16 protein-coding genes are annotated in these 22,187 nt (G+C 63.1%); 10 read left to right on the forward strand and 6 right to left on the reverse strand.

Annotated features, from left to right (window positions below; genetic code table 11):
- Positions 1-25 precede the first annotated feature (25 nt).
- Genes ubiT through ubiV form a run of 3 tightly spaced genes read left to right on the forward strand, consistent with a single transcriptional unit; the run spans position 26 to position 2,446 of the window.
- Positions 26-544 carry a ubiquinone anaerobic biosynthesis accessory factor UbiT gene (gene ubiT, locus FA04_RS23700; protein WP_034790616.1) on the forward strand — a complete coding sequence of 173 codons (519 nt, stop codon included), beginning with the start codon at positions 26-28 and terminating at the stop codon, positions 542-544.
- Positions 535-1,512: a ubiquinone anaerobic biosynthesis protein UbiU gene (ubiU, locus tag FA04_RS23705; protein ID WP_034790618.1), complete on the forward strand. Its 978-nt coding sequence runs from the start codon at positions 535-537 to the stop codon at positions 1,510-1,512. The genes ubiT and ubiU overlap by 10 nt, the downstream gene beginning before the upstream one ends.
- A 7-nt stretch (positions 1,513-1,519) precedes the next feature.
- Positions 1,520-2,446 carry a ubiquinone anaerobic biosynthesis protein UbiV gene (gene ubiV / locus FA04_RS23710; protein WP_034790621.1) on the forward strand — a complete coding sequence of 309 codons (927 nt, stop codon included), beginning with the start codon at positions 1,520-1,522 and terminating at the stop codon, positions 2,444-2,446.
- 68 nt (positions 2,447-2,514) lie between these two features.
- On the opposite strand, the gene FA04_RS23715 is transcribed toward ubiV, so the two are convergent.
- The gene (locus tag FA04_RS23715) at positions 2,515-3,447 is read right to left on the reverse strand and encodes a LysR family transcriptional regulator (protein WP_234798768.1); all 933 of its coding nucleotides are present in this window, start codon (positions 3,445-3,447) and stop codon (positions 2,515-2,517) included.
- 318 nt (positions 3,448-3,765) lie between these two features.
- Positions 3,766-4,752 carry a cyclase family protein gene (locus FA04_RS23720; RefSeq protein WP_034790623.1) on the reverse strand — a complete coding sequence of 329 codons (987 nt, stop codon included), beginning with the start codon at positions 4,750-4,752 and terminating at the stop codon, positions 3,766-3,768.
- 116 nt (positions 4,753-4,868) lie between these two features.
- On the opposite strand from FA04_RS23720, the gene FA04_RS23725 reads away from it, so the two are divergent.
- The 4 genes from FA04_RS23725 to FA04_RS23740 all read left to right on the forward strand — a co-directional run bounded on the left by FA04_RS23725 (position 4,869) and on the right by FA04_RS23740 (position 9,420).
- On the forward strand, positions 4,869-5,765 hold the full coding sequence (locus FA04_RS23725; protein WP_034790625.1) for a LysR family transcriptional regulator: 897 nt from the start codon (positions 4,869-4,871) through the stop codon (positions 5,763-5,765).
- Positions 5,766-6,062: 297 nt separating this feature from the next.
- Entirely contained in the window at positions 6,063-7,265 is a 1,203-nt protein-coding gene (locus FA04_RS23730; RefSeq protein ID WP_034790627.1) for an HlyD family secretion protein, read from the forward strand.
- Between the two features lie 70 nt (positions 7,266-7,335).
- Entirely contained in the window at positions 7,336-8,928 is a 1,593-nt protein-coding gene (locus tag FA04_RS23735) for a DHA2 family efflux MFS transporter permease subunit (protein ID WP_034790820.1), read from the forward strand.
- 30 nt (positions 8,929-8,958) lie between these two features.
- The gene (locus FA04_RS23740; RefSeq protein ID WP_034790629.1) at positions 8,959-9,420 is read left to right on the forward strand and encodes a MaoC family dehydratase; all 462 of its coding nucleotides are present in this window, start codon (positions 8,959-8,961) and stop codon (positions 9,418-9,420) included.
- A gap of 163 nt (positions 9,421-9,583) precedes the next feature.
- On the opposite strand, the gene FA04_RS35915 is transcribed toward FA04_RS23740, so the two are convergent.
- Entirely contained in the window at positions 9,584-9,730 is a 147-nt protein-coding gene (locus tag FA04_RS35915) for a hypothetical protein (RefSeq protein ID WP_234798769.1), read from the reverse strand.
- Here FA04_RS35915 and FA04_RS23745 point away from each other — a divergent pair.
- From FA04_RS23745 to FA04_RS23755, 3 genes are all read left to right on the forward strand, one after another.
- Positions 9,722-11,122: a sensor histidine kinase gene (locus tag FA04_RS23745; RefSeq protein ID WP_234798770.1), complete on the forward strand. Its 1,401-nt coding sequence runs from the start codon at positions 9,722-9,724 to the stop codon at positions 11,120-11,122. The genes FA04_RS35915 and FA04_RS23745 overlap by 9 nt on opposite strands.
- Entirely contained in the window at positions 11,119-11,727 is a 609-nt protein-coding gene (locus FA04_RS23750) for a response regulator transcription factor (protein ID WP_034790631.1), read from the forward strand. The genes FA04_RS23745 and FA04_RS23750 overlap by 4 nt, the downstream gene beginning before the upstream one ends.
- Before the next feature lie 88 nt (positions 11,728-11,815).
- A complete protein-coding gene (locus tag FA04_RS23755; RefSeq protein ID WP_034790633.1) occupies positions 11,816-12,298 on the forward strand; it encodes a GlcG/HbpS family heme-binding protein in 483 nt (160 codons plus the stop codon).
- 195 nt (positions 12,299-12,493) lie between these two features.
- Here FA04_RS23755 and FA04_RS23760 read toward each other — a convergent pair whose 3' ends face one another.
- From FA04_RS23760 to FA04_RS23770, 3 genes are all read right to left on the reverse strand, one after another.
- Positions 12,494-14,698: a TonB-dependent siderophore receptor gene (locus tag FA04_RS23760; protein ID WP_034790635.1), complete on the reverse strand. Its 2,205-nt coding sequence runs from the start codon at positions 14,696-14,698 to the stop codon at positions 12,494-12,496.
- A 173-nt stretch (positions 14,699-14,871) separates the two neighbouring features.
- Positions 14,872-15,756: a helix-turn-helix domain-containing protein gene (locus FA04_RS23765; RefSeq protein ID WP_034790688.1), complete on the reverse strand. Its 885-nt coding sequence runs from the start codon at positions 15,754-15,756 to the stop codon at positions 14,872-14,874.
- A gap of 209 nt (positions 15,757-15,965) precedes the next feature.
- Entirely contained in the window at positions 15,966-21,908 is a 5,943-nt protein-coding gene (locus tag FA04_RS23770; RefSeq protein ID WP_167550714.1) for a putative Ig domain-containing protein, read from the reverse strand.
- Positions 21,909-22,187 lie beyond the last annotated feature (279 nt).

Consider the following 22,187-nt stretch of genomic DNA (forward strand, 5'->3'; position numbering starts at 1 on the left):
GATTCCGACGCTCCACAGGTAGCAAATGACACTTCCGCTCGCGATCACCGCCCCCCTTAGCTTCGTTCCCATCGTCGCCATCGAAAGCGTGGTGCAGCGCGTCTTTGCCCATGTGATCGCGAGCCATCCGGGCCTCTTCGACCGTCTCGCGGATCATGCAGCCAAGCGCTACGCCTTCCAGCCGTCTGACCTGCCGATCGGCTTCCTTGTCGAACCGGCCGTGCCGCGCATCTCCGTACATCGCAAGGAGCGCACGCCGGTTTCCGATGCCTGCATGGAAGGCGAGCTCGTACTGCTCTTGGCGCTGCTCGAGGGCCGCATCGACGGCGACGCCGTGTTCTTTTCGCGCGATCTTGCCGTCAGCGGCGACATGGAGGCGATGCTGGCGCTGCGCAACGCACTCGACGACTGCGAGATCGACCTTCCAAGCGATCTCGCTGACATGGCCGGACCGCTGGCCCCGCTCGTGCGCCGCGCGGGAGAAAAGATCCGCGAACGTGCGCTTGGCCGCGTTCTCAAGGAGGAGGCTCCCCAATGGAACTGATCTGCCCCGCCGGCACGCCAGCTGCCTTCCGCGAAGCCGTCGATGCCGGTGCCGACGCGGTCTATTGCGGCTTTCGCGACGAGACGAACGCCCGCAATTTTCCGGGGTTGAACTTCTCGCGCGACGAACTCCGAACGGCAATTGCCTATGCCAAGCAGCGCAGGGTGATGACCTTTGTTGCGATCAACACCTTCATGCGCGCCGGCCAGGAGACGCTCTGGCATCAGGCGGTGGATGACGCCGTGGCACTTGGTGCCGATGCCGTCATCCTCGCGGATTTCGGCCTGATGGCTTATACGGTGGAACGCCATCCGCAGCAGCGGCTGCACGTTTCCGTCCAGGCCTCGGCCTCGAATGCCGACGCCGTGCGCTTCCTCGTCGAGACCTTCGCGGCAAAACGCGTTGTGTTGCCGCGCACCCTGACGATCGCCGACATCGCTCGCCTTGCCAAACAGATCGATTGCGAGATCGAGGTCTTTGCCTTCGGCGGCCTCTGTGTCATGGCCGAGGGGCGCTGTTCGCTCTCTTCCTACGCCACGGGCAAGTCGCCCAACATGAACGGTGTCTGCTCGCCCGCAAGCCACGTGCGCTATCGCCAGGACGGACGCGAGCTGGTGTCCGAGCTCGGCGATTACACTATCAACCGCTTCCCGGCGGGCGAAGCCGCTGGCTATCCGACGCTCTGCAAGGGGCGCTTCGACATTGCGGAGGACCGCGGCTACGCCTTCGAGGACCCGGTTTCACTCGACGTCATGGACCATATCGATGCCCTGCGCAGCGCCGGCGTCAGCGCGCTGAAGATCGAGGGCCGGCAGCGCGGCAAGGCCTATGTCGCCGAGGTCGTGTCAGTGATGCGGCGGGCGCTGACCGCCAGCGCCACCGAGCGGCCCGCATTGGTGTCGCGGCTGAAGGCGCTCAGCGAAGGCCAGAAGACGACAACAGGCGCCTACGAAAAGCGCTGGAGGTAATCGGCCCATGACCATATCGACAAGCCCATCCAAGCCCGTCCTGAGCCTCGGCCCGGTCTACTATCTCTGGGATGGCCCCAAATGGCGCGATTTCTATTTCCGCATTGCCGACGAAGCGCCGATCGCCCACGTCACGATCGGCGAGGCCGTCTGCTCGAAGCGGCTGCATTTCATCGAGCCCCATGTCGGCGAGGTCATCGAACGGCTGGAGAATGCCGGCAAGCAGGTGAGCCTCGCCTCGCTCGCGCTGGTGACGCTGGAACGTGAAAGCCAGTTGGTGCGCGGGCTGGTGCGTGACAGCGCCCATCCGATCGAGGTCAATGACCTATCCGCGCTGCACCTGCTTGCCGGCAAGCCGCATTCTATCGGGCCGCTGGTCAACGTCTATAATGGCGCGACTGCCCGGCTCTTGGCCTCGAGGGGCGCGATGAGCATCTGTCTGCCGCCAGAACTGCCGATGACGTCGGTGCGCGGCATTATCGAGGAAAGTCCGGGGGTCGCCTTCGAGGTCTTCGCGTTCGGCCGCGTACCGCTCGCGATTTCGGCGCGTTGCGCCCATGCCCGCTCCAAGGGGCTGATCAAGGACAATTGCCAGTTCATCTGCGGCGAAGACCCTGACGGCCTGACCGTCGAGACCCTCGACAGCCAGGCTTTTCTGGCGCTGAACGGCGTACAGACCATGTCGCACACCTGCCAGGCGCTGATCCAGGAACTGCCGGAGCTTGCCGCCGCCGGCGTTTCCCGCATTCGGCTGTCGCCGCAGGATTGCGACATGGCGGCCGTGGCCCGCATCTTCGACGATGTCATCGCCGGGCGATGCTCACCACGTGAAGCACAGGCGGATCTTGGCGGCGTTTACCCAAACAGGCCGTTTTCGAATGGTTTCCACCACGGTCAGACAGGAGCGGCATGGATATCCGCCGAAGCAAGTTAGCGAGGTGAGGAGGCGCATACATCGCCTCGCATTTGCGAATTGCGTCCTTCGCAGGATCCACCTGTCGGTTACAGCGCTTGCGCAGGCTGATGAACCGACGCATTGGCGACAGCGAGAAAGTTTGCGCATGCCGCGTTCCGATCATTGGTGCGCCAAAGCAAGCCAGTTTCAACTGTCGGGACGCGCCCGGAAAGCGGCAGATAGGTCACCCCGTCTCGCTGCAGCCTGGTCATGGACTGCGGAACCAGTGCGACACCCATCCCGGAGCCCACCAGTCCGATGATCGTCTGCATCTGTATAGCCTCCTGGAAGACGGAGAAGGCTGAGCGATGCTCGGCGAAGTAGCCCGAAACAAGGTCGTGAAAGATCGGCGCGGACCGCCGTGGAAAGAGGATCAGTGGCGCGGCGAAGAACGCGGCAGGTTCTAGTATCCCCTCGCAGAAGCCGTCGCGCCCTTCGTCTATCCAGGATGACGGGACCGCGGCAATCAGCGGTTCGCGAAGGATCGGGCGATAGCTCAGGGTTTGGCTCAGCGAACTGGATGGCGGAGCGATGACGATGCCGACATCGACTTCGCTCCTCAGCAGGGCATCGATCTGCACGTCGCTTGTCGCTTCGCGCAGAGAGAGCTCGACGTTTGGATAGGCAGCCCGAAAGCGACCGACGGCTGCTGGCAGCAGGCTATAGTCGACAGTACTGACGAAGGACAGGCGCAGGAGCCCCATTTCGCCGCGTGCAAGCTTTCTCGCGATATCAGGCAGCGCTGTCGCCTCTGCCAGAACGCGTCGGGCATGCACAAACCATTGCTCGCCGACGGGCGTGAGTTTCACCTCGCGTTTGGTGCGATCGAAAAGCCGCAATCCGAGTTCTCTTTCCAGCGCCTGGATCGCTTGACTGAGCGGCGGTTGCGTCATGTTGAGGCGTTCGGCGGCGCGGCCGAAATGAAGTTCCTCGGCAACCGCCACGAACTGGCGAATCTGTCTCAGGTCCATGTTGCTCATTAATATGTCCAGAGACCTAAATTGGCGTCATAAATATATTTCACAACTCTTTTGCGCGCCAGTACGTACCAATCATCCGAGAGAATAGTGACGCCTTCCACTTGAATTCGGTGTGCAATGCTCATGCTGCCCTCCATTGATAATGGCTGTGATGCGGTCGGGCAATTTCGTGCATTTTCGTGCAATGTCAAGATTTTTCGTGTACGGACGTCGCCCTGCGGCAGGGATATCGGGCGGCGTTTGTTGCGGAAACGGCGAGTGCCGTGGGGTCAATCCCGCGGCACTCGGGTCAGCCGATTATGGTCTAACGGCATCCGCCTATCGCAACGGGAAGGCGACCGGCCGGATCGGAGCTGCGTCGGCGCCACGGAACTTCAACGACGCGCCGACGAAGGCAAACTCGTAGACCCTGTCCTTGGACAGTTTTTCGAGATTGATGAGCTCAATGATCGGAGCGCCTTGCTGCGCGAGCAGGTAGGTGTGAACGGGAATGTAGTTGTTTTCCGTTTCGGCCGGGAAGGCTTCGAAGCTCAGGTTATCTGCGCCCACCACCATGGCGCCGCCGTCCTCGACGAGGAACTTTGCCGCGTCGATGCTGAGGCCGGGAGGGTTGCTCATATAGGCGGACTTGTCTTCGTAGTTCTGCATGCGACCCGTGCGGATCAAGGCGACATCGCCCTCCGCCAGCGTCACGCCCTGGCTTTTCAGCGCGTCTTCGAGATCCTTGCGCGTGATCCGGTAGTTGTCGGGCAGCATCTGCATGCCTTTGGCTGCCGCGACGTCGATCATCACGCCGCGCGCGACGATCGGCGGCAGCTTTTCGGCGCCGGTGATGGTCCAACCCTGGTCCCCGAGGTGATCGGCAGCGGCATAGCCATTCCAGATCTTGCTGTTCAGGCCGAAGTGATTGAGCGCGTCGATGTGCGTGCCCATGTGCGCATACATCGAAACCGCCGAGCCGGTGTAGCTGACATGGGCGTTCATCTCCTTGCCGACCTTCATCGGATCGGAGACCAGAGTGCCATTCGGCGTGTGCGTCATCCACATCTGGTAGGGTGGGTCGCCGGCCGCCTCCCAGCTGGGCATGCCGATGAAATACTCGACCGCGAGGTCGTAGGACTTGCTTCCCTCGATCCGCGACAAAATGGCGGCCCGGGATTCCGGCGTGATGAGGTTGAGGCGCCCGATCTCGTCCTTCGGCCCCCACGGGCTCTTGCCGACCTCCTGCGCGAAGGCCGCGCCGCCGACGAGGCTGACGACAAGAGAAGCGATCAAGACACGCTCCAGGACTGCGGTGTTGAACATGATGAACTCCTTCTTCTGGTCTTCCCGCGATATCAGGAAGCTGGGCTCACCTTATTGCTGGCGCTGCAGCGCATAATCAGCGATGAATTGAAAACATAATTTACTTTGGAGAAAATATGGATCTGCTGTCCGCCATGCGTTCGTTCCGGCGCGTCATCGAACTTCAGAGCTTCAACAAGGCGGCGGAGGAGCTAGGACAGTCGAACGCGTCGATCAGCAAGCAGGTCCGGCAACTGGAAGAACGGCTCGGGGCCGTGCTCATCGTGCGCACGACCCGGCGCATGAGCCTGTCGGAAAACGGACGCGCCTATTTTTCCGAATGCTGCCGGCTTCTCGACGAGCTCGATCATCTGGAGCGCACCACCTCCGGCGAGGCCGGCGAGATCAACGGCCGGCTCCGGCTCAATGCGCCCCTCTCCTTCGGATTGACCGTGCTTGCGCCGATGCTCGCGCGCTTCATGACACTTCATCCGCAATTGAAGGTCGACATGACGCTCGACGACCACGTGCTCAACGTCGTTTCGGAAGGCTTTGACGTTTCCATCCGGGTGCGCGCGGCTCTGACGGATTCATCGCTGATCGCCCGGCGGCTCGGCGACATTGGCCAAGTCATCTGCGCCGCCCCGGCCTATCTCGCAGACAATGGCACGCCCGCGACCGTTGCCGATCTCAAGAGCCACCATTGCCTCACCTATCGCCTGGCCGACCAGCCCGGCAGCTGGAGGCTGGAAGGGCCTGACGGCGCCGTCATGATCGACCTGCCGGCACGTTTCGTCGCCGACAACAGCCTGATGCTCAGCGAAATGATTCAGGCGGGCATCGGCATTGGCGTGTTGCCCTCCTTCATCGCCACGCCGTTGCTTGCCGAGGGCAAGCTCTGCCAGGTGCTGCCTGGTCACAAGCTCGCCGAACGCGGCATCTACGCGGTCTATCCTACCAATCGGCTGTTGCTGCCGAAGGTGAAGGCCTTCACCGAGTTTCTGGCAAGCGAGATGCGACAGGCCGGGCTTTAAGGGCTTGGCGTGACAAATACCTCAGAACCGGGTCGTGAGGTTCACGCGGAATATGCGCCCCGGTAGCCGCATTGAGATAGCGGTCATGTTCGGCCAACTGAAGATGGCGCGGGCGCCGTCGATCGCGAACGCCTCGTAATCATGTTACCTGGGTGACAGCTCAGATTATGGAACGGCCAAACTTTCCAAATTCGTTTGACAGCAATCGGCGGCGCGAATATTTTGGAAAGCATAAAGTTTCCTTATTTGGCCAACCGTTCATTTCGACGCGCGCCGCACCGGTGAAAGGAACCGGAAATGAGCCAGCAGTCATTCAGCATCGAAAATGCCCAGCCTATGAAAACGATGGAGGCCGTGCCCGGCGTGGAGGCACAGCGGACGCTGCCTGTCATCCCGACTGTGATCGCCACGAACGCTATCGGAACCCGCAGGCGCTGGCTTCGCAATGTGCTTTTCGCATCCGTTGCCATCGCCGCCGTCGCCGGCGCGACCGATTTCGGTTGGGCCTACTGGACGACGGGTCGCTTCGAGGTGTCGACCGACGACGCCTATGTGAAGGCCGATAGCACGACCATTGCCCCAAAGGTCTCGGGCCATATCGCCGAGGTGCTGGTCACCGACAACCAGCAGGTCAAGGCCGGACAGGTTCTCGCCCGCATCGACGATCGGGACTTCACAGTCAGCCTCGAACAGACCAGGGCCGGCGTCGAAGCCGCCGAGGCCAATATCGCAAACAAGCAATCGGCTCTCATCGCACAGCAATCCGTGATCGATTCGGCCAAGGCGACGGTCGAGGCCGACAAGGCCGACCAAACCTTCGCCGAGCAGGACGACAGGCGCTATTCGAAGCTCGCAAGGCAAGGCTTCGGTACCCTGCAGAACGCGCAACAGGCGGCCTCACGCATTGCCGCTGCAAGGGCCGCGGTGACGCGCGACACGGCAGCGCTCGCAAGCGCGGTCAAGCAGCTCGACGTGATCAAAGCCGAAGTCGCACAGGCAAAGGCCGCGCTCGACAGCGCGAAAGCGGCCGAGCATCAGGCCGAGCTCAACCTATCCTACACCGCGCTCGCAGCACCGATCGACGGCGTGATCGGCAACCGCACCTTGCGCGTCGGCCAATATGTGCAGGCCGGAACGCAGCTGATGGCAGTCGTTCCCACGCACGCGGCCTACATCGTTGCCAACTACAAGGAAACACAGCTTGCCGATGTCGTTCCCGGCCAGACCGTGGCGATAGAGGTGGACACCTTCCCGGGCCAGGTCTTCGAGGGCCACGTCGACAGCATCTCGCCGGCAAGCGGCCAGGAATTTGCGCTGCTGCCGCCCGACAATGCGACGGGAAACTTCACCAAGGTGGTGCAGCGCATCCCCGTCAAGATCGTGATCAATCGCGACAGTCCGCTCGACGTGGTGCTGCGGCCCGGCATGTCCGTCTACCCGACGATCGACACCCGAACCGCAGGAACGGCGGTGGCCGCCGTGTCGGCAAGCATAAACTGAAGGACGCTCAGGCGCCGTTCCCAGCTTTAAGGGCTGGCAGGAGGATGCAATGTCCACCACCACGATGCCCATGGTTTCGCCCGGCGTGCGTGAGCCCGCAGCAACGTCGCCCGACAAGGCAAGTACGACGGCCTGGATTTCCGTTCTTGCCGGCCTGATCGGCGCCTTCATGGCGATCCTCAACATCCAGATCACCAACGCCTCACTGCTCGATATCGAAGGCGGCATCGGTACCGGCGTCGACAACGGCGCCTGGATATCGACCTCGTATCTCATCGGCGAAATCGTCGTGATCCCGCTCACCGACTATTTGAGCCGCGTCTTCTCGTTCCGGCGCTATATGCTGACGAACGCCATCCTGTTTCCGCTGTTTTCGGCGGCCTGTGCGTTTGCCCATGATCTAGGCTCGATGATTGCGCTGCGCGGTCTGCAGGGTTTTGCCGGCGGCGTGCTCATTCCGATGGCCTTCACCATGGTGTTGACCCGCCTGCCCAAAGCGCAGCAGCCGCTCGGCCTGGCGCTGTTTGCGCTCTCGGTCACCTTCGCCCCGGCGATTGGCCCGACGATCGGCGGCTATCTCACCGAGAATTATGGCTGGCAGTCGATCTTCTTCGTCAACGCCCCGCCGAGCCTGGTGATGGTAATTGCGCTCTACTTCACCCTTGAGAAGAAGCCGATGCAATTGTCCCTGCTCAAGGAGGGCGATTGGGCCGGCATTATTACCATGGCCATCGGCCTTTCGGCGCTACAGACGGTTTTGGAGGAAGGCAACAAGGACGACTGGTTCCAATCGCCGTTCATCGTCAAGCTCGCTTTGACGGCGGCCGTGTTCCTGATCGCCTTCATCATCATAGAGCTCAAGGTCGAAAAGCCGCTGGTGCAATTGCGCCTGCTCAAGCAGCGCAATTTCGGGGTCGGCGTTCTCGTCAACGTGCTTGTCGGCGTCGCCCTGTTCGGCACGGTCTACATCCTGCCGCAGTATCTCGGCCAGGTGCAGCGCTACAATGCCGAGCAGATTGGCCTCGTGCTTGCCTGGACCGGGCTGCCGCAGCTTCTCATCATCCCGCTCGTGCCGGCGCTGATGAAGCGGTTCGACGTGCGCTATATCGGTTTCGTCGGCATCAGCATCTTCGCGGCCAGCTGTTTCATGAACACGACGCTGTCGCTCGACAGTGCCGGCGACCAGTTCTTCGTCCCGAATATCGTACGCGCCATCGGTCAGGCGCTGGTGCTGACGCCGATCACGGTGATCACCACCGCCCGTATCGCCCCGAACGACGCGGCAGCCGCCTCGGGCCTGTCGAACATGCTGCGCAATCTCGGCGGCGCCGTCGGCACGGCCACCCTTGCGACGGTGCTGACCAAGCGTGAGCAGTTTCACTCAAACATCATCGGCCAGTCGGTGACCGTCTATCGCGACGAAGTCCGCGACCGGATCGGCGATCTGACGCGGCATTTCATGGCCCATGGCGTCACCGATGCCGCCGTCGCACAGCACAAGGCGATCGCCGTGATCGGTGCTACGGTTCGCCGGCAGGCGCTGATCCTCGGTTTCAGTGATACCTTCGCGGTGATCGGGATCGTGCTGGCGCTTGCAGCCATCGCGCTGCTCTTCACCCGCAAGATCCAACTCGGCGGCGCCGGCGCGGGTGGCGCACACTAATTCGAAGATACGATGGAAGGAGGAAGGCCCATGCAAGGTTCCAGACCGGATCGTCTCTATCTGGAGGATCTTCACGTCGGACAACGCTTTACCAGCGCGACGCATACGGTCGACGAGGCGCAGATCAAGACTTTTGCCGCACAGTTCGACCCGCAGCCGTTTCATCTGGACGAGGCGGCCGCCAGTGACACGCTCTTCAAGGGCCTGGCCGCAAGCGGGTGGCACACGGCGGCGATCACGATGCGGCTGAACGTGGAGACCGGCCTGCCTTTCGCCGGTGGCCTAATCGGCGCGGGCGGAGACATCACTTGGCCGGCCCCGACGCGGCCCGGCGATACCCTGCGTGTCGAAAGCGAGGTGGTCGAGATCATTCCCTCGCGCTCGAAACCCGACCGCGGCATCGCCGTCGTCGTCAGCCAGACGATCAACCAGCGCAACGAGGTCGTGCAGATCCTCAAGGCGAAGCTCGTGATCGCGCGCAAGCCGGGCTGAAACGGCCGGCCGTGCTTGGCGATCCTTCGGGGTAGCGCCGCGCGACGCGCTCTGGATTTTCTGTCGTCGGGACCGTATTTTCCCCGGCAGGCGCCCCGCGCAGCCGGACAGCAGCAATGGAAGGCTGTGCAAGAAAGCCTGCAAATGACAAGAATGATCAATGTTACCGAACAACCGTCCGTTTCTTGAGCGGCCCTTTTTTCTTGCTGCCCTTTGGTGTCTCCTCCTGCTTGTCGGGGCCGTGGCTCTCGGCGCTCGTGAGCGACAGTCCCTCGTTGCCGAACTGGAGCAGGAAAGTACCGTGCTCCATGGGCTGGCCTCCCAGCGCGCCGATCAGCACGATGCCCATTTGACGGCGCTTTCGGCCGTGGCGGTTGCGTCCGAAGGGCGCCGTCACGATCTCTTCCTGGATGTCGCGCGCACGATTACCCGCTTCTATCCGCGCATTGATGAAGTCCAGCTTGTCTCGCTTGATCCGGAGACAGAGACGATCGGGACCGGTCCGCTGGATGCGGCGACGGCCAAGCGCATTCGTGCGGCGGCCAAAGCTTCCGACGGCCGGATTGCGCTTCTGCCGCATCCGCAGCGCCCCGATCATTACATGATGGTCAAGCGCAGCCCCAACACGAACGAGGCGCGCTACGGGTTGATGCTCGCCATCGATGCCGGCAAGCTGATCGGCGATGGCGGGCCTTTCTGGTCCCGATCGAGCACGGCCGGCCGGCTTTCGCTGCCGGACGGGCACAATCTGCTTCAGCCGGCCACGCTGCCCAATGCCATCCGCTTCTCCAGGCCGCTCAGCAGCGCGTCACAACCGCTCTTGCTCGAAACCGGTATGGATATCGGTCTCTCCGATATGTTTCCGCCCCTACAGACTGGCCTGACGTTCGTCGCCCTGACGCTCGCCTATCTCGCAGGCTTGGCGGCCTTGCGCCAACGGGCGCGAACCCGCGCGGCGGAACAGCAGGCACGGCTGAGCGCGCTCGATTCGCGGCTTAGCCATGCCTCACGGGTCAATGCGCTTGGAGAGATGGCAAGCGGCATGGCCCACGAGTTGAACCAACCCTTGACCGCAATCCTCGCGCAGGCTCAAGCCGGGCGTCGCCTCCTCAACCAGGGGAACCACGCTGCCCTCGCCTCCGTGCTCGACGATACCGTCAGTCAGGCGCGCCGGGCTTCCGGTATTCTGGAGCGGTTCCGCAACTGGTCGCAGCCGAATGCGGTACCTGTGAGTGCATTCGACCTGCGCCGAGCGCTCGGCAATGTCGAGGCGCTGCTGGAGCAGGACGCCCGGTCCCGCAGCATCCTGCTGGAGTTCCACCTGCCGGAAACGCCGGTGATCGTGACAGGCGACCCGGTCGAAATCGAGCAGGTAGCCTTCAATCTGGTGCGTAATGCGATGGAAGCACTTGACGGTCACGCAGGCGAAGCGCCCGGCGTGGTCGTGACCTTGAGGCAAGAAGACTCCATGGTGGTTTTCGATGTCGTCGACAATGGCCCAGGTATTCCCGAAGCCTTGCGCCCGCGCCTTTTCACCCCGTTCATGACGACGCGGGCGGGCGGCACGGGACTTGGCCTCGCCCTCAGCCAACGCCTGGTGGAACGCGTCGGCGGCGAGATTACATTGGTGGCCGGCGACGAGGGCGCCACCTTCCGGGTGACACTGCCCAAGGCGCGAGCCCGTCTGGAAGAGACACAATGACCGTTCCCGTCTATCTCGTCGACGACGACGATGCGGTCCGCCGCGCGCTCGGCCTGCTGCTCTCGACGGTCGGCATCAAGGTCATCCCCTTCGCCGATCCGCAGGCTTTTCTCGGGCAATTGTCGCGCCTTGAGCCGGGTTGCCTGATCCTCGACATCCGCATGCCGGCGATCTCCGGGCTGAAGCTGCAGGAAAAGCTCCGCGAAAATGGCGTGGACTGGCCGACAATCGTCATTTCCGGCCATGGCGATATCGAAGCTTGCCGGCGCGCCTTCCGCAACGGCGCCATCGACTTTCTCTCCAAGCCCATAGACGAAGAGGACCTGATCGACGCGATCCACAAGGGGCAGGAAATACTGGTGCGTACGATGCAGGCACGGGCGGAAAAGGCGGAAACTCTTGCTCTGTTGGCAGCGCTCACGCAGCGTGAGCGCGAGGTTCTCGATCGCATCGCTGCAGGTTTCACCACCCGCCAGATCGCCGAGGGGCTCGGCCTCTCGCCGCGAACGGTGGAAAGCCATCGCGCGGCGATCGGCGCCAAGCTCGGCAGCACCTCGCAGGCGGAGATGACCCGCATCTGGCTCGAAGGGACGCAAACTCCGTAGAACTACGGATGGTGATGGAAGAGCTACGAATATCGATGGGCGGCGTCCCGCAATAACCTTTCCATATCAACAGGAAAGGAACCCATTGATGATCCGCAATATCGTACTTGCAGCAGCTCTTCTCGCTCCCGTTGCCGCCACCGCCCAGGAGCTTCCGACCGCCGCCTACCTGCCGCTCGACATGGCCGTCAAGGCGGCCGGCGCAGCGCTGAAGGCATGCGCCGCCGAAGGCCACAATGTCAGCGTCGCGGTCGTTGCACGGGACGGTTCGACCAAGGTGCTGCTGAAGGCCGACAATTCCGGTCCGCACACCGGAAACAGCGCCCAGGGCAAGGCCTTCACCTCGGCGGCCATGGGGCGCGACACGGCTGGCCTCGGCGAATTCATCGCTTCCAAGCCCGCCAATGAAGGTCTCCGCGACATGGACGCACGCATGGTCATCCAGGCCGGCGGCGTGCCGATCAAGTTCGGCAAGGCGCTCGTCGGCGGCATCGGTGTCGGCGGTGCGCCGTCGGGCGACGTTGACGCAAACTGCGCGACAGCAGGCCTTGCTGCAATCGGCGCGAAGTAATTCGCTCCAAGGGGGCTCTCGCCCTTGAAAAGGCGGCGGGCCTCTCCATTTAAAGGCCACTACCCGTTTCGAGAGCTCTCAGCCGTCGGCGCCTTTGGCGTGCGATAGCGGCACTCCGGGTTAAAAACAGGGCGCTCCCCGGCACGGGTCGAGCGCCCTGTTTGCTTTAGCAGGTCATCGATCAGCCGAACGATCTCACCAGGTCTTGCTGAGCTTCAACGTGACCGTACGCGCATCGCCATATCCGCAAACAAGCAGGCCATTGCAGCCGCTGACATAGTGCTTGTCGAACAGGTTGGTGACATTGAGGGCAGCGCCCCAGCCGTCCTTCTCGTAGCGCAGTGCTGCGTCGAAGACGGTCGACGCCGGCACCTTCGCGGTATTTTCCTTGTCCGCCCAGCTCTCGCCGCGATAGCGCACGCCGGCGCCGAGGCTGAGGCCTTCCAGCGCGCCCTGCTGCACCGTGTAGTCGAGCCACAGCGAAGCCTGCGTATCGGGGACGAGATAGGGCGACTTGCCGATCAGCGCACGGTTTGCGTCCTCGGTCACCTCGATATCCATGAAATCGAGGCCCGCAATCAGCTTCCAGCTTTCGTCGAGATTGACCTTGCCCTCAAACTCGATGCCGCGGGAACGCACTTCGCCGGTCTGGGTCGAGATGCTGGTCAGCGGATCGGTGACGAGAGCGTTGCGCTTGGTCAGCTGGTAGATGGACGCCGTCAGCACGCCATCAAAAAAGGTCGGTTCGTACTTGATCCCGGCCTCGAACTGCTCACCCTCTTCCGGCTTGGTGTTGCCGGTCGCCGTTACCGCCACGACCGGATTGAAGAAGGTCGCGGCGCTGACGTAAGGGGTGAGGCCGTTGTCGAATTCATAGGCAAGGCCGGCGCGGCCGCTAAGCGCGCCTTCGCTGTAGTCGAAACTCGAATTCTGGGTCGGCGCCCAGAAGGTCGGCCCGTTGTCGGTCTTGGTGTCGACATAGTCGTAACGGCCGTTGAGCGTGACGAGCCAGCCGTCGCCAAAGCGGATCTGGTCCTGCGCGTAGACGCCGATCTGCTGCTGTGTGATCACCTGGTTGATGTAGATGGCGTTCGCGGGTTGCGGCGCGCCATAGACCGGATCAGTTGCGCTGATCGGCGTTCCCGCCGACGACGCCTGGACGTGGTCCAGCCGGAAGAACTTGTAGTCGAGGCCGACGAGCAGCGTATGCTCGAGCGCTCCCGTCTCGAACTCGCCTTCGAGCCGGTTGTCGACGGCGAACGCATCGACCTTCGACGTCGCCTCGAAGCCGAGGCGATAAAGCAGGTTGTCCGGGGTCGCCGGCGTGTTCGAAACCGGAAAAGGAAGGCTCGGATCGTAGTAGCCGTAGGTGTAAGGCCCGTTCTCGTGCTTGTAGAGATGACCGTAGCGAAGGTTCTGACTGAACTGCCAGCCGCTGTCGAACTCGTGCTTGAATTCGTAGCCGAGCATCTGCTGTACATAAGTTCCGGTATCGATGTCCGGCTCGCCAAAGAAGGCCTTGCGGTCGATCTTGCCGAAGGGCGCATCGACGACCGAGCCGACATAGGGCAGGAAGCCGCCACCGGTATGAACCTGGTCGAGGCCCTGCAGCAGGCCGTAGACGGTCAAGCTGGTCGCATCGTCGGGTTGATAAGTGATCTGCGGCAGGATGAAGCCGCGCAGATCCTCCGAATGGTCCACATAGTTGTCGCCACCTGAGATCTTGCCGGTGACGCGATAGTTGATTGCGTCGTCCAGCTGCCGGTTCACGTCAATCCCGAGGAAGGCATTGCCGTTGTTGTTGATGCCGGTCTCGACATAGGCGGAGTTTTCCCCCGTCGGCCGCTTGCTGATGAGGCTGACGATCCCGCCCGGATTGGCGCCGCCATAAAGCACCGAAGCCGGACCTTTCAGCACCTCGACACGTTCCAGCATGAAGGGATCGATCTGGAACCCGCCAAAGCCGTAGGAAAAGAGGTTGAGGCCGTCGAGGAACACGCCGGTCTGCGTCGCGTCGAAGCCGCGGATGTAGAACCAGTCGGTATCCGGATCGACGCCGAAGGGCTCGGCCATCACGCCCGGCGTGTAGCGCAGCGCTTCGTCGACCTTGTTGACGACGCCGCGGTCGTCAAGCTCCTCGCGTCCGACGACGGAAACGCTCTGCGGGATCTCAGCGATCGGAGTTGCGGATTTCGAGCCGGTCGTCGTCGCCTTGGCGACATAGCCGTCGACCGGACCTGTGGCGTCGTTCTCCGTCCTCGCGCCGGTCGCCTCGATCGTTTCCAGCCTTGTCGCCGGCGCATCCTGCGCCATTGCCGCGCCGGTGGCCAGAACCGCAATGGCGGCGACCCCGCTTGCCAGCCACTCCGTCAGCCGTACTGCCTTACCTCTTACCATCATCTGTCTGCCATCTCACCCGAACCACCGCAGTGCCTTACAGGCGGCGCGGCTTACACCCTCTAATAAGGTGAGTGTTTATATCAACTATTCCGGTGGCTCTTGTCGCGATCAGCGGAAATTGAACGTTTCTGGGCTATTTGATGCGAACAACCGCCCTTCAAGATGGAACTTGCTCAGCTCAATCGGCTGCGTTTCCAAGACGCAGGCGTCGCGCCCACGACCTTGCGGAAGACCCGGGTGAAGTGCGCCTGGTCGGAGAAGCCGGTCTCGGCCGCAACCGTCGTCAGCGACGCCTCGTTCTTCAGCAACAGTTGCTTGGCTCTTTCAACCCGCGCATTGGTCTGCCACTGGTGCGGTGCCATGCCGGTCGACGCCTTGAAGGCGTGACTGAAGTGCGACTGCGACAGTCCGGCAAGGGACGCCAGCTCCTCCAGGCGGATGTTGCGCCCCCAGTTCTCGTCGATGTATTCGACCGCCCGGCGGAGTTGCCAGGTGGCAAGCGCGCTGCGTTTGCGGGCATCGCTGCGATTAAGCTTCATCAGGTCGATGAACAATGCGACCGTCAGGCCATCGCCGTAGAGATCGTGCAAGGGCTGCGGATTGAGGCACTCGGCGGCGATCAGCTGTGCAAGCTGCAGGAAGCGTTCGTCGTAAAACATCAGCCGTGGCGTGTCGCATCGCCCCGCATCGAGCTCCTCCTCCAGCCGTCGGCCGAGAACCTCGAGATTGAAATGCAGGTCGAGGTGGCGGATACGCCTGACATCGACCATGTCCGCCCAGATTTCCATGCCCGCCGGGATATAGGAAAGCGCCTGCTGGCGCTCGTTCTCGACCGCGCCGCGCCCATCGGGCGAAAGTCTGACGTTGCAACGGCTACCGCCTTCAGCGTCGAGCACGATGAACATGCGCGGATCATCCGAGAGGTAGTGGCCACCTGCCCTCGCCTCGCATTCGACGTCCCAGACGTCGGCGATGATCCCGTTCCATTCCCGCCGGTGGAGCCCGCCGATCACCTTGAACCCGGAAATTTTGTTCTGCATCCGCGGTTGAAACGACATCTAGGCGTATCCAATGCTCTAGGATGAGGCGACGCCTCCGGCTAATTCCTTCCTCTATTACTCATCTTTAATGTTTGACGGAAGCCCGTAATCTTTCCAACGCGATTTAAACGGTCAGAACGCAATGGACCGGTGCATATCCGGGAGCGGAAAGGCAGCGGTGGAGCGCCGATTCGGGCAGCCTGCCTGCCCGAACCGGTTGCGCGCGATCAGAACCGGACGCGGGCGCCGACCTTGGCACCGGCCGACTTCGAACCGTCGCCCTCGATGTTGAAGAGCAGCGAGAAGTCGAGGTCCCAGTTGTCGTTGTTGCTGAGCGCAAGCCCGGCCGACACCCGCCCGAACAGACCCTCGCCGTCAAGCGAGGCAAAGCCGACATCGGCGCCGACTGTCGGCGACAGGATCAGCCCGTTTTCCAGCTCCAGGGTGCGTTCGACGTCGAAGCCGATGCTGAGACGGGCCTGTTCCTCGATGAAGCCCTTGAGATCGATCACCTCGCCGAGCGGGTTCTTGACGGTGTAGTCCTCGGTCTCTTCATTGAAGTAGACGGCTCTCAGCTTCGGCATCAGCACCGTCGCCTCATCCAGTTGCCATTCGCCGGTCAGCTTGACGTCCGCCATCCAGCGGGTGGTGTCGAACGTGCCGGTGAAGATGCCGGTGTCGATGTCGTTGGACGAACCGCCATAGAGCAGGTTGGCGTCGAGGAAGACGCCCTGGCCGATCTCGAACGAGGCATAAGGACCGGCCAGCCAGCCGTTGCCTTTAAGCTCGGCATCCGCGTCGGTCGGATCGGTCATGTAGTCGTAGTGGAACGACAGGCCGATGAGCGCCCGATCGCTTAAGAGATAATCGGCGCCGAGCGAGAACAGGGCGAAATTGCCCCACTTGTCGTTTCTGTCGTCTTCATCCTTGTGGAACAGGAAACTGCCGTTCACCCAGATGTCGAACGGCCGGTCGGTCGCCACGAAGGTTTGACCGGTTGCTGCCGCATCGGCGGCATCGCGCGCCGCCTGGATCTGCGACAGGCTGGAGGAGAAGCCGAGGCGGGCACCCTTTTCCGACGGCGTCACCGCCGTCGTCACCGGATCGGTGCTCATCGCCGCCCGCCGCCGTTCGATCAGGCCGGGCACCTTGACCGTCGACGACAACAGGTTCTGGCGATTGCGCACAAAATCGCGCACCAGCCCGTCGATCTCTTCGCCGGCAGCCTCCCGATCGAGCGCGATCTTGTAGGTGACGGAGCCAATATTGGACGAGCCTAGCGCGCTCCTGAGCGTATAACTGACCACCGCCGAGCCGGAATAGGACGGGTTCGGCGTGAACTTCAGATAGAAGCCGACCGGCGTGAAGCTGGTGGCAGCGGCAAGCTCGCCTTCGATGATTTCGGCCGTGCCGGCAAAGGGCGGCGAGACCGAGGCAACCGATGCGTCGGTGAACGGACCGCCGGTGGCGCCACCGTTGAGATAGACATCCTTCGGCGTCGAACCGGCCGGAACCTCGACGACGACATTGGGCACCGTCACCGCACGAGCGTTCAGTTTCAGCGTATAGGCGGCCGAACCGCTGGCGCCGCGGCTGTCAGTCACAGCAATGGTGAAGTGATAGCTGTCAGGCACCGCATCGGCCGCGAGCGGTCCGGTCAATTCGCCAGTGGAGATATTCAGCACCATGCCATTCGGCAGGGCGCCGCTCTTGAGGCTGTAGACCAGCGCGCCGGTGCCACCGGTCGCCGAGACGCGTTGGGAATAGGCTTCGCCGACCATCGCGTCGGGAAGCCCACCGGCCGACGGGGTAAAGACGAAACTGGCGGAGGCAACGGCGATCTGATAGCTGGCCTGGCCTGTCGCGCCATTGGCATCGGTCGCCGTCACGGTGAAGGCGAAATCGCCATCGGCCGAAGGTCGTCCCGAGATCGTCCCGCTTGAGGCATCGAGCGACAGACCGCCCGGCAGAGCACCCGACGAGACCGCGTAGTTGTAGGGGGCCGTGCCGGCGCTGGCTGAGATGTTCTGGCTGTAGGAAACGCCGGGCACGCCGTTGGCAAGCGCCCCGCCTGCCGGCGACAACAACAGCATCGGCGGCGAGACCGTGACGGAAACGGTTGAAGGCGCCGACGTGCCGGTCGCGTTCGTTGCCGTATAGGTGAAGCTGTCAGCGCCCGAATAGCCGGCATCAGGCGTGTAGAGGATCGTTGTCCCCGTCGCCGTAGCTGTGCCATGCGCGGGCGCGGTGGCGATCGCCACAGATGTTGCCGCCCCGCCGGTCAGACTGAGGCTGATAGCATTTGGGCTGGAGTTCGCAGCAACAGTCGCTGCAACCGGACCGGCCGATGGCGCTTCGACGGCGACCGCGAGACTATAGTTCGCGGTGCCCGTCGCATTGTTCGCGTCGGTCGCCGTCACCGTGAACGTTGCCGCTCCATCGGCGGTCGGCGTTCCGGACAGGCGACCGTCGGCAGCAAGCGTCAAGCCGGCCGGAAGTGCACCACCGGTGACCGCATAGGTGTAGGGAGCCGTTCCGTTGGCGGCGATGATCGTCAGGTCATAGGCGTCTGCAACGGTCGCACCGGCAAGCGCACCCGCAGCCGGCGTGAAGGCGAATGTCGGCGGAGACACCGTCACCGTGACCGTCGCTGCAGCGGACGTTCCGGTCGTATTCGCCGCCGTGTAGGTGAAGCTGTCGACGCCGGAGAAGCCGGCCGCCGGCGTATAGCTGAATGTGTTACCCGCGACCGTGGCCGTACCGTGCGATGGGGGCGCTGCGATAGCGACCGAAGCGGCCGTGCCGCCCGTAAGGTTCGGCGTAATCCCGTTGGCCGACGAGTTGGCGGCAACGGTTGCCGTCGTGGCGTTGGCGATCGGCGCCTGGATGCGAACCTCCAGGCTATAGCTGCCGCTGGTTGCGGTCGCGCCATGGGTATCGGTCGCCTGAACCGTAAAGGTGAAGCTGCCGTCCGCCGTTGGCGTGCCGGACAGCGTACCGGCAGCGTCGAGCGAAAGTCCGGCCGGAAACGCGCCGCTGGCCAAGGCGTAGCTGTAGGCCGCCGTGCCGCCATTGGCCGTGAAGCTCTGGCTGTAGGTCGTTGCCACGGTTGCGGTCGGCAAAGCGCCGGCCGCCGGCGTGAAGGCGAATATCGGCGCGGAGACGAGGAAGGACTGGCTCACACTGGACGCGGCCAGGTAAGCGCTGTCACCGGCTTGCGAGACCTCGATGGTGCAGGTGCCGCCATTGCGGAATGTGACATCGCCGGTTGACGTGACGACGCAGACGGGCGTCGTCAGAGACTGGAACGTGACCGGCAGAGCGGAACTGGCGCTCGCCGAAAGCGTCACCGGCGTTGCATAGTCCTGCGGGCCGGGATTGGCGAAGGTGATCGTCTGTGGCGCCTTGGGCGTCACCGTGTTCGACGCACTGGAGGCCGGTCCCGCGCCGACAGCGTTGGTCGCCGTCACCGTGAACGTGTAGCTGGTGCCGTTGCTGAGACTGCCGACCGTGACCGGGCTCGACGTGCCCGTTCCAACAAAACCACCGGGATTGGACGTGACCGTGTAGCCGGTGATCGATGCACCGCCGGCGCTTACCGGCGCGGTAAAATTGACGGACACCTCGCCATCGCCAGCGATAGCCGTGCCCACCGTCGGGGCGTCCGGAACAACCGCGTTGACGGTAAAGCTCTGGGTGACCGTCGTCGCAGGCAGATAGGTGCCGTCGCCGCCCTGGTCGGCAGCAATCGCGCAGGTCCCCGCGCTGTGGAAGGTCATGCTACCACCCGGCGTGATCGTGCACACGGCCGCGGTCGAGGATGTGAAGGCAACGGGCAAACTCGCGTCCGACGATGCCGTCAATGTCGGCGTGGTCCCGAACGTCTGCGCGCCCGGATTGGCAAAGGTGATCGTCTGGGTTGCGCGCGGCGTGACGGCGTTCGAGGCCGCCGACGCTGGCCCCGCGCCGGCACTGTTGGTTGCCGTCACCGTAAATGTATAGCTGGTCCCATTGCTGAGACCCGTCACCACGACCGGGCTTGACGACCCCGTCCCGGTGAAGCCACCCGGGTTCGACGTCACGGTGTAGCTAGAGATCGACGCTCCACCCGTGCTCGCCGGCGCCGTGAAGGCGACGGACGCCGAAGCGACATCGGCGGTTGCGGTTCCGATCGTCGGTGCGCCGGGTACGACGGCATCGACCGTGAACGTCTGTGAGACCGTCGGTGCAGCCAGGTACGTTCCGTTGCCCACCTGATCGGCTGCGATGGTGCAACTGCCGGCCTGATGGAAGGTCAAATCGCCCTCGGGCGTCACAGTGCACACGCCGGCAGTCGACGAGGTAAAGGCAACAGCCAGGCTGGAGCTTGCCGTCGCCGTCAATGTCGGCGACGTGCCGAACGCCTGCGTACCCGGATTGGCGAACGTGATCGTCTGTGCGGATCGCGGCGTCACCGCATTGGAGGCGGCCGACGCGGTGCTTGTCCCGGCGCTGTTGGTGGCGGTCACGGTGAACGTATAGCTCGTGCCGTTGATCAGGCCAGTCACCCTGATCGGGCTCGTCGTATCCGTGGCCGTCATGCCGCCGGGGTTCGACGTCACGGTATAGCCCGTGATCGTCGCGCCGCCGTTCGACGCCGGGGCGGTGAACGACACGTCTGCATAGGCGTCCCCCTCCACGGCCGCACCGATGGTGGGCGCGTCGGGCACGGTCGGCGCGACGTCGACAGTGAAGACCTGGCTGCCGGTCGCGCCATAGGCGTCCGTTGCCGTAACGGTAAAGGTGACGGCGCCACCGATCGATGCAGTGCCCGACAACACTCCGTTGTTCGCCAGCGTCATGCCAGCGGGCAAGGCATTCTGCGTGACGGCGAATGTGTAGGGGCTTGCGCCGCCTGATGCCGCCAGGGTTTGTGAATAGGCGGTGCCAGCGGTCGGATCAGGAAGCGTCGCCGGCGAGAGCGCGATCGTCGGCGCAGCGATGGTGATGGAGAATGCGCGCGAGGCGGTCGAGCCTTCGGGATCGGTCGCTGTCACTGTGAAATTGAACGGACCGCTTGCCGTTGGGGTGCCGGAGACGACGCCGCCGCTCGAGATCGCCATGCCGGCGGGCAGTGCACCGGAGGTCGTTGCGTAACTCAAGGTGCCCGATCCCCCGGTGGCACTTAGCGTTTGCGCCGCATAGGCCTGGTTGTAGACCGGGTTCGGCAGCGTTGTAGTCGAAATCGCAATCGGTGCGTAGGCAACCGAATTGTCGGTGCTGGTGGATAGGGCGTTGGTAAAGCCGGCCGCGCTCGTGGCCTTGCCGGCGGGTATGGACGCCACGACCGTGCCTGCCTGCGTCATTCCGCTGACCGAAACGGTGTAATTGGCGCCCGATCCCGAAACACTCGCCGTCGTCGCGCCGGCCGTGCCTGAAATCTGGACGTCGCCAGCGGAAAAGCCGGTGACGGACTTGCTGAACACCACATCGAACGCAACGGATGTCTTGGCGCTGGGATCGGATTGCGAGCCTGCCTGGTTGATCGCGACCGTCGGTTTGGTGTCGACCCAGTGGCTGGCGCCGGTCGCAGTGCCGGTGCTGCAGCCGCTGCCGCCACCGTAGCTGGCGGAAACCGCGTGCTGTCCGAGGGGCAGCGTCGATGTCTGGAAGGTCGCAGACGATGCCGTGCTGACGGGCCCGGTCGGCGTCAACCCAAGGGTCGTCGACTGCGATCCGATCGTGATCGTCACGTTTCCAGGCGGAGACTGTCCGGCGTTACAGCCCATCGACGATACCGTTGCCGTCACCGAAACCTGTTCGCCCGGCAGCGACGGTCTCGGGGAAGATACGACATCAACGACAACCGGTCCCCCTGTGGCCGCCTTGACGACGATGTTGTTGCTGTTGGCGGTGTAGTTGCCGCCCGTGCGCGTGCCCGTGAATGTGACCCAATCGGAAAACTGGCCGGACATCGCATCGAGGGAATCGACCTGATAGGAGCCTGTGCAGGTCACGGAAGACGTCGTGCCGCCGCCCGGGATTGCCGGGCATGAAACGACGACGCCCTTGTTCGCGGTGGTCGCAGGCGCGATGCTGAGAATATTGTAGGATCCGGGGTTCAGCACATAGCTGAAATTGATCGTGTCGCCAGCCGCATTGAAGGTCGCCGGGTTCGCCGAAATCGTCACAACCTGCGCCGAGGCACCAATGGCAGAAGCCAGAAGAATGCCAATCGCCGCGAAAAATGTCCTGAAATACAAACCCTGGAATGCAGACGAAAAAATCTTCCCGCCCGCGACGCTTCCGCACCGCAGCCCCATAAATACCCCCAATATATGCCGGGAAAATTAGCCCCATCTCCCAGTCGAGGCAGCTAATAAAGTGGAAGGTACTGAGTCAATCGCACAACTCACCATTGCCGGAGAAAATGCGGTCGGCCGTTGCCATGTGGCTTATCTATCACACTT

The sequence above is a fragment of the Ensifer adhaerens genome, from assembly GCF_000697965.2.
Lineage (GTDB): Bacteria > Pseudomonadota > Alphaproteobacteria > Rhizobiales > Rhizobiaceae > Ensifer > Ensifer adhaerens.